7 protein-coding genes and 1 pseudogene are annotated in these 8,156 nt (G+C 70.9%); 6 read left to right on the top strand and 2 right to left on the bottom strand.

Annotation, left to right across the window (positions count from 1 at the left end; all coding sequences use genetic code 11):
- The 3 genes from glmS to Q7T09_RS16950 form a co-directional block, all read left to right on the top strand.
- Positions 1–1,789 (top strand): glutamine--fructose-6-phosphate transaminase (isomerizing) (glmS, locus tag Q7T09_RS16960; RefSeq protein ID WP_304701310.1); only part of this gene is annotated, 1,789 nt, incomplete at its 5' end.
- A gap of 94 nt (positions 1,790–1,883) precedes the next feature.
- Positions 1,884–2,753 carry a UTP--glucose-1-phosphate uridylyltransferase gene (locus Q7T09_RS16955; protein ID WP_304701309.1) on the top strand — a complete coding sequence of 290 codons (870 nt, stop codon included), beginning with the start codon at positions 1,884–1,886 and terminating at the stop codon, positions 2,751–2,753.
- Between the two features lie 12 nt (positions 2,754–2,765).
- Complete coding sequence (locus tag Q7T09_RS16950) at positions 2,766–3,626, top strand: SDR family oxidoreductase (RefSeq protein WP_304701308.1); 861 nt, start codon at positions 2,766–2,768, stop codon at positions 3,624–3,626.
- Here Q7T09_RS16950 and chrA read toward each other — a convergent pair.
- Both chrA and Q7T09_RS16940 read right to left on the bottom strand, forming a co-directional pair.
- Positions 3,623–4,972: a chromate efflux transporter gene (chrA, locus tag Q7T09_RS16945; protein WP_304701306.1), complete on the bottom strand. Its 1,350-nt coding sequence runs from the start codon at positions 4,970–4,972 to the stop codon at positions 3,623–3,625. The genes Q7T09_RS16950 and chrA overlap by 4 nt on opposite strands.
- A complete protein-coding gene (locus Q7T09_RS16940) occupies positions 4,969–5,721 on the bottom strand; it encodes an alpha/beta hydrolase (protein ID WP_370689273.1) in 753 nt (250 codons plus the stop codon). The genes chrA and Q7T09_RS16940 overlap by 4 nt, the downstream gene beginning before the upstream one ends.
- An 82-nt stretch (positions 5,722–5,803) precedes the next feature.
- Here Q7T09_RS16940 and Q7T09_RS16935 point away from each other — a divergent pair, with 82 nt between their 5' ends.
- The 3 genes and pseudogenes from Q7T09_RS16935 to Q7T09_RS16925 all read left to right on the top strand — a co-directional run.
- The gene (locus Q7T09_RS16935; protein ID WP_370689272.1) at positions 5,804–6,976 is read left to right on the top strand and encodes a glycosyltransferase; all 1,173 of its coding nucleotides are present in this window, start codon (positions 5,804–5,806) and stop codon (positions 6,974–6,976) included.
- Positions 6,966–7,949 carry a glycosyltransferase family 9 protein gene (locus tag Q7T09_RS16930; RefSeq protein ID WP_304701304.1) on the top strand — a complete coding sequence of 328 codons (984 nt, stop codon included), beginning with the start codon at positions 6,966–6,968 and terminating at the stop codon, positions 7,947–7,949. The genes Q7T09_RS16935 and Q7T09_RS16930 overlap by 11 nt, the downstream gene beginning before the upstream one ends.
- A 108-nt stretch (positions 7,950–8,057) precedes the next feature.
- Positions 8,058–8,156 (top strand): annotated as a pseudogene (locus tag Q7T09_RS16925) (translation initiation factor IF-3); the annotation flags it as partial.

The following is an 8,156-nucleotide window of genomic DNA, read 5'->3' as shown; positions in this document are numbered from 1 at the left end:
GGCCCCCGTCCAGGACCGGCTGCTGGAGAGCCTCAAGCGGCTGGAATATCGCGGCTACGATTCCGCCGGAATCGCCGGGGTGGTGGACGGCCAGGTCGAGCGCCGCCGGGCCAAGGGCAAGATCCGCGCGCTTGAGGACGTCCTGGCCGAGCGCCCCCTGAAGGCCATGGTCGGCATCGGCCACACTCGCTGGGCCACCCACGGCGGCCCCTCCGAGGCCAACGCCCACCCGCACACGGCGGGCAAGGTCACCCTGGTCCACAACGGCATCATCGAGAACTTCGCCGAACTGCGCCGCGAACTGGAGAGCCAGGGCCGGACCTTCGAGAGCCAGACCGACACCGAGGTCATCGCCCAGCTGATGGACGCCGACCTCGCCTCGGGCCTGGAGCCCCTGGCCGCCCTGAAGGCGACCCTGGACCGGCTCACCGGCGCCTACGCCATCGCCGTGCTCATCGCGGGCCGCGACGACCTGATCCTGGGCGCCCGGCGCGGCAGCCCCCTGGTGGTGGGCTATGGCTCGGGCGAGATGTTCCTAGGGAGCGACGCCCTGGCGGTCGGTCCCTTCACCACCCGCATCGCCTATCTGGAGGAAGGCGACTACGTCGCCATCGACCACAACTCGGCCTCGATCTTCAACGAACACGGCCAGGCGGTGACCCGGGAGATGCGCGTCGTCTCCCCCTCGGCGGCCCTGGTGGAGCGCGGCAACTACCGGCACTTCATGGAAAAGGAGATCCATGACCAACCCGACGCCTGCCAGCACACCCTCTCGGCCTATCTCGATCCGGTCACCGGCCGCGCCACCGCGCCGGGCGGCGTGGACTTCGCCAAGATCGACCGCATCCAGATCATCGCCTGCGGCACCGCCTTCTATGCCGGCCTGATCAGCCGCTACCTGTTCGAGCGGCTGGCCCGCATCCCGGTGGATGTCGAGGTGGCCTCGGAGTTCCGCTACCGCGAGCCGCCGGTCACCCCGGGCACGCTGGCCATCGTCGTCTCCCAGTCGGGCGAGACCGCCGACACGCTCGCGGCCCTGCGCTGGTGCAAGGCCCAGGGGCTGGCGACCGCCGCCGTGGTCAATGTCCACGAATCCACCATGGCCCGCGAGGCCGACGTCCTCTTCCCCACCCATGCCGGCCCCGAGATCGGGGTGGCGTCCACCAAGGCCTTCACCAGCCAGGTGGCGGCCCTGACCGCTCTGGCCATCGCCGCCGGCGCGGCGCGGGGCAAGATCGACGCCGCCGAGGAGGCGCGCCTCTCCAAGCTGCTGCTGGAGGCCCCGCGCCTGATCGCGCAATCCATCGCGGTGGAGGAGACGATCCGCGCCCTGGCGCCCGAACTCGCCAAGGCGAGGGACGTGCTCTATTTCGGCCGCGGCGCCATGTCGGCGCTCGCCCTGGAAGGCGCCCTGAAGCTCAAGGAGATCAGCTACATCCACGCCGAGGGCTACGCCGCCGGCGAGCTGAAGCACGGCCCCATCGCCCTGATCGACGAGGCCACCCCGGTGATCGTCATCGCGCCCACCGACGCGCTCTTCGAAAAGACCATGTCCAACATGAGCGAGGTCATGGCCCGCGGCGGCCCGATCATCCTGATCACCGACGCGCAGGGCGCCAGGAACGCGCCTCCCGGTATCAAGGTGATCATCGCGCCGACCTGCGATCCCCTGGTGGCGCCCCTGGTGTTCTCGGCCCCCATCCAGCTGCTGGCCTACTACGTGGCCGTGCAGAAGGGGGCCGACGTCGACCAGCCCCGCAACCTGGCCAAGTCGGTCACCGTCGAGTAGCCGACAGGCAGGACAGGTTTTCGCTCAGGCTGTCACACACGCCCGATGGATTTCGCGCGGCGGCTCCTCTAGTCAAAGCCGGACGGAGGACTGAATGACCAAACCTGTGCGCAAGGCCGTACTTCCCGTGGCGGGTCTGGGGACCCGGGTGCTTCCCGGCGCCAAGACCACGCCGAAGAACATGCTCAACATCTTCGACCGGCCGATCCTGTCCTATGTGGTGGAGGAGGCCCGCGCCGCGGGCATCGAGCACATCGTCTTCGTCACCGGCCGCGGCCAGGGCGCCATCGAGGACTATTTCGACGCCAATCCGGAGATCGAGAACGCCCTGGAGGCCAAGGGCAAGACCGACATCCTGGCCGAGGTCCGCGCCGACCTCCCCCGCCCCGGCGGCATGAGCTTCGTGCGCCAGATGGCGCCGCTGGGGCTCGGCCACGCCGTATGGTGCGCCCGCCACATCATCGGCGACGAACCCTTCGCCGTCATGCTGCCCGACATGCTGATGGCCGCCGACACCCCGGCCCTGGCCCAGGCCGTGGCGGCCTATGACAAGGTCGGCGGCAACATCATCGCCGTGGAACCCTGCCCCGACGGCGAGGCCCACAAGTACGGCATCGTCGCCCTGGAGCGTCAGGACGGCCGGCTGAACCGCATGACCGGCATGGTGGAGAAGCCCGCCCCGGGGACCGAGCCCTCGAACCTGTTCATCTCCGGCCGCTACATCCTGCAGCCGGAAATCTTCGAGCTGCTGGAGCGCCAGGGCAAGGGCGCCGGCGGCGAGAACCAGCTCACCGACGGCATGGCCGAATTGATGAAGACCCAGACCTTCCACGCCCTGGAATACGAGGGGACCACCTACGACTGTGGCGACAAGATCGGCCTGTTGCGCGCCAACGTCGCCTTCGCCCTGCGCCGCCCCGAATTCGCCGACGCCGCCCGGGCCGCGATCCAGGCCCTGCTCTAGGAGGCCTGAGCCTTGCGTCTCTTCGTCTTCGGTTACGGCTTTTCCGCCCGCGCCTTGGCGAAACGCCTCATGCCACAAGGCTGGACCGTGGCCGCCAGCTTCCGCGACGAGGGCGGCGCCGCGCGCCTGGCCGCCGAGGGGATCGAGCCGGTTCCGGTGAGCGATCCCGACGCGATCGCCGCCCAGATGGGCCAGGCCCAGGCGATCCTGATCACCGCCCCGCCCACCGAGCTGGGCTGCCCGGCCCTGCCGGCCCTCGTCCGGCCGATGGCGCGGGCCGGCGCCTTCCCCGACTGGATCGGCTACCTCTCCACCACCGGGGTCTATGGCGACCGGCGCGGCGGCTGGGTCTTCGAGGACAGCCGCCTGGCCGCCCAGTCCCTGGAGGGCGCGCGCCGGGTGGGCGCCGAGCGCGACTGGCTCGAGGTCGGCCGCGGCATGGGCCTGACGGTCACCATCCACCGCCTGCCCGGCATCTATGGTCCCGGCCGCTGCGCCTTCGACCGCCTGCGGGAGGGTCGCGCCCGCCGCGTCGCCGCGCCGGGCCAGGTGTTCAGCCGCATCCATGTCGACGACCTGGCCGCCGGTCTCGCGGCCTCCATCGCCCGGCCCCGCGCCGGCGGGATCTACAATCTCTGCGACGACGAGCCGGCCCCCAACAGCGAGGTCATCGCCTACGCCGCACGCCTGCTGGGGATGGCGCCGCCGCCCGAGGAGGTCCTGGACCTGGACGCCCTAGCCCCCTCGGCGCGGCGCTTCTACGCCGAGACCAAGCGGGTCTCCAACGCCCGGGCCAAGGCCGAGCTGGGCTGGCGGCCGATGTATCCCACCTATCGCGAGGGCCTGGCGGCGATCCTGGCCGCTGGGGGCTAGAGTCGCGAGAGCGCCCAGCCGGCCGCCGCGCAGGCCGCCAGGGTCGGCAGCATGCCGGTCTTGAAGCGCAGCATGGCTATCATGGCGGCCAGGCTCAGCACCGCGGCCCGCCAGTCCAGGCTGGCCAGGACCGGCAGGTCCGGTCCGATCCCGAACACCGCGACCCGCTTCACCTCCCCGAACAGGGTGTGCAGGGCGAACCAGACCGCCAGGTTGGCGATCACGCCGACCACCGCCGCGGTCACCGCCGCCAGGGCTCCGGCCGCCGCCCGGTGGCCCCGCAGGGCCTCCACATAGGGGGCGCCCAGGAAGATCCACAGGAAGCAGGGGGCGAAGGTGACCCAGGTGGTGAGCAGGGCGCCGAGGCTTCCCGCCAGCAGGGGATCGAGGCCGCCGGGCTGGCGATAGGCGGCCAGGAACCCCACGAACTGCAGGACCAGGATCAGGGGGCCCGGCGTGGTCTCCGCCAGGCCGAGGCCGTCCACCATCTCGCCCGGCGCAAGCCAGCCGAAGCCCTCGACGGCGGCCTGGGCCACATAGGTCAGGACCGCATAGGCGCCGCCGAAGGTCACCACCCCCATGGTGCCGAAGAAGCCCGCCAGCCGGGTCCAGACGCTGGTGGGTCCGGTCAGGACGAACAGGGCGGCGAAGGGCGCCAGCCAGAGCGGCAGCCAGACCGCCAGCACCTTCAGGGCCCGACCGCGCGACGGGACGATATGGCTGGCCTCCCCCCGGGCGATGACCTCGTCCACCAGGCCCGGCGGACCTTGGTCGGCGTCCTGCCCGTGGCTGGGCGCCTGGAACAGGTCCGGCTTCAGCCAGCCCGCCAAGCCGGCCAGGGCGATGATCACCGGGAAGGGAACATGCAGCAGATAGAGCCCGACGAAGGCGGCGATCGCCAGGGCCAGCGAGGCCCGACCCTTGAGCGCGCGGCCGCTGATGCGGATCACCGCGGCGATCACGACGGCAAGCACCGCCGACTTCACCCCCAGGAACAGCGAGGCGGCCAACGGCGTCGCGCCATAGAGGGCGTAGCCGATGCTCAGCCCCAGCATCACCAGGGCGCCGGGCAGGACGAACAGCAGGCCGGCCACCAGGCCACCGGCCGTCCGGTGCATCAGCCAGCCGATATAGATGGCCAGCTGCTGGGCCTCGGGACCGGGCAGCAGCATGCAGTAGTTGAGCGCGTGCAGGAATCGCCGCTCTCCGATCCAGCCGCGCTCCTCCACCAGCATCCTGTGCATCAGGGCGATCTGGCCGGCCGGGCCGCCGAAACTCAACAGACCGATCCTGGTCCAGACCAGGGTGGCCTCCCCGAAGGTCGGCAGGCGGCGGGTGTCGGTCATGGGGCTTCGAGCACCTCGTCCAGGGCCGCCAGCAGCCGGGCGAGGTCCTGGGGCCGCGACAGCCGGTGGTCGCCGTCCTTGATCAGGGTGAAGACCACGTCGTCGCTGTTGAGCGCCTGGGCAAGCTCCAGGGCGTGGCGCCAGGGGACGTCGGGATCGGCCCCACCCTGCAGGATGCGCACAGGCGCCGCGATCGGCACGGGCCCCGGCAGGATCGACCAGCGGGCGCCGTCCTCCAGCAAACCGGCCGTGATCGGATAGGGATCTCCGTACTCGGAGGGCCGCATCCAGACCCCGTCGCGGGCCAGGGCCTCGCGGCCGGCGGCGTCGATCCCGGGCGCCATCAGCTTCTCGGTGAAGTCCGGCGCCGGGGCGATCAGCACCATGGCCTTGATCCGGTCGGGCCGGACCGCCGCGGCGAGGCAGGAAATCCAGCCGCCCATCGAGGAGCCCACCAACACCAGCCCCCCGGTGGTCAGTTCGTCGAAGACCGCCAGGGCGTCCTCCCGCCAGCGGGTGATGGTCCCCCGCGCGAAGTCGCCGTCGGACTCCCCGTGGCCGAAATAGTCGAAGCGCACATAGGCCTGGCCCCGCGCCAGGGCCCAGTCCGCCAGGGCCTGGGCCTTGGTCCCGGCCATGTCGGAGCGAAAGCCCCCCAGCCAGACCACCGTGGGCCGCGCGCCCGCCACCCTGCGCCACGCGATGCGCGCGCCGTCCGGCCGCGCCAGGAATCCCGTCTCTTCGCTCATGCCCGATCAATAGCCCGTGCGCGGAGCGCCGTCAGCGTGCGTCGGGCTTTACGCGCCTCCGCAGTGCGTTATGCAGATGGCCGTGACACTGCCTCCCAACTTCACATTGCTGCAGGTCGTCCCCGAGCTCGAGACGGGCGGCGCCGAACAGACCACGATCGACGTGGCCAACGCCGTCGTGCGCGCCGGCGGCAAGGCCCTGGTGGCCACCCGGGGCGGCCGCATGGCCGCGCGCCTGGAAGCCGACGGCGGACGCCTGGCCCAGATGCCGGTGCAGTCGAAGAACCCCCTGGTGATGCTGGGCAACGCCGCGCGGCTGGTGGACCTGATCCGCAAGGAGAATGTCAGCCTGGTCCACGCGCGGAGCCGGGCGCCGGCCTTTTCCGCCTTGTGGGCCGCGCAAGTGACGGGGACGCCTTTCGTGGCCACCTATCACGGCATCTACAACGCCAAGTCCAAGCTCAAGCGCTGGTACAATGCGGTGATGACCCGGGGCGACCTGGTGATCGCCAATTCCGACTACACCCGCGACCACGTCCTGGAGCAGCACGACCTGGCGCCGGACAAGATCGTCACCATCCCGCGCGGGGTGGACCTGGACCGCTTCAATCCGGCCCTGGTGGCGCCTGAGCGCCTCGACGCCCTGCGCGCCGCCTGGGGGATCGCCGCCGACGACCGGCGCATCAAGATCCTGCTGGGGGGACGCCTGACCCGCATCAAGGGCCACCTGACCATCATCGCCGCCGCCGCCCGGCTGAAGGCCCAGGGCCGCGGCGACTTCCTGATCATCTTCGCCGGGGACGACCAGGGCCGCACCGACTACCGCGAGGAGCTGCAGGCGGCGATCGCCGACGCTGGGCTGTCGGCCGAGATCAAGCTGGTGGGCCACTGCGACGACATGCCCGCCGCCTTCCTGCTGTGCGACCTGGCCATCCTGCCCACCACCGTGCCGGAGTCCTTCGGCCGCACCGCCGTCGAACCCCAAGCCATGGGCCGCCCGGTGATCGCCTCGGCCCACGGCGGCGCCACCGAGACCGTGCTGGACGGCAAGACCGGCTGGCTGACCCCGCCCGGCGATGTCGAGGCCTGGGCCGACGCCCTGGCGCTCGCCCTCGACGCCGGTCCCGGCAAACTGGCGAAGATGGGCGAACTGGCCTCCAACCGGGCCCGCCAGCTTTATTCCGCCCAGGCCATGTGTTCGGCCACAATGGCGGCCTATGAACGCGTGCTGGAGGCCAGAGCCCATGGCGCGTGAGATCAAGAAGATCCTGGTGATCAAGCTGTCGGCGCTGGGGGACTTCGTCCTGGCCCTGGCGGCGATGAAACGGATCCGCGAGGCGCACAAGCGCGCCCACATCACCCTGCTCACCACCCCGCAGTTCGAGGGCCTGGCCAAGAGTTCGCCCTACTTCAACGCCGTGGAGACCGACGGCAAGCCCAACGGCCCCGGCGCCTGGCTGGCCCTGCGCGCCCGGATCAAGAAGGCGAAGTACGACCGGGTCTACGACCTGCAGACCTCGGCGGCCTCGAACCGCATCTTCCAGATGCTGCGGCCCTTCCCGCCGGAGTGGTCGGGGATCGCCATGGGCTGCGCCCTGCCGCACAAGAATCCGCACCGCAATTCCATGCACACCCTGGAGCGCCAGGCCGACCAGCTGAAATACGCCGGCATCTGGCCCGACGCCCCCACCGAGCCGGGCGCCGCCCCGCCGCCGGACCTCTCCTGGGTGCTGCGCAAGGCGCCGCAGGAGCGCCCCGTGGCCGGCGGTGTCATGCCCAGGCCCTATGTGCTGTTCATCCCCGGGGGCTCGGCCCACCGGCTGGACAAGCGCTGGCCGGTGGAGCGCTACGGCGAGCTGGGCAAGCTGCTCTACGACCGTGGCTTCGACATCGTCATCCTGGGCGGGCCCCAGGAGAGCGCCGTGGCCCGCCAGATCCAGCGCTATGTGGGCAAGGCCCGCGACCTCACCGGCCGCACCGACTTCGCCCGCATCGCCATCCTGGGCGCCAAGGCCGCGTTGGTGGTGGGAAACGACACCGGACCCCTGCACCTGGCGGCCGCCACCGGCGCGCCCACCATCGTGCTGTTCTCCAACGCCTCGGACCCCGCCCTGTCAGCCCCGCGCGGTCATGTGGCGGTGCTGCAGGCCGACAATCTGGGCGATCTGGCTGTGGCGAGCGTCGCACAGGCGGCGAATGCTTTGGCGCCAGCCCCCGGCGGCGCTTGATCGCGGGGGTCCGCGCGGTCATATACTAACCGAACGGCCGGAGCGCTTTGCGCGACCGGTGCGTTAGCCTTGAAATAGCTCACGGAGCAAAAGCCTATTCGCCGCCCCATGCAGGCGCCGCCCGTCAAAGACGGACCGCGCATCAATGACGACATCCGCGTCCCAAAAGTTCTGCTCATCGATCAGCACGGTGAGAAGCAGGGCGTG

Origin of the sequence: Phenylobacterium sp. (assembly GCF_030645195.1) — a bacterium.
Classification (GTDB): domain Bacteria; phylum Pseudomonadota; class Alphaproteobacteria; order Caulobacterales; family Caulobacteraceae; genus Phenylobacterium.
The sequence above is the reverse complement of the archived record's forward strand: the minus strand, read 5'-3'. Positions and strand labels throughout refer to the sequence as shown.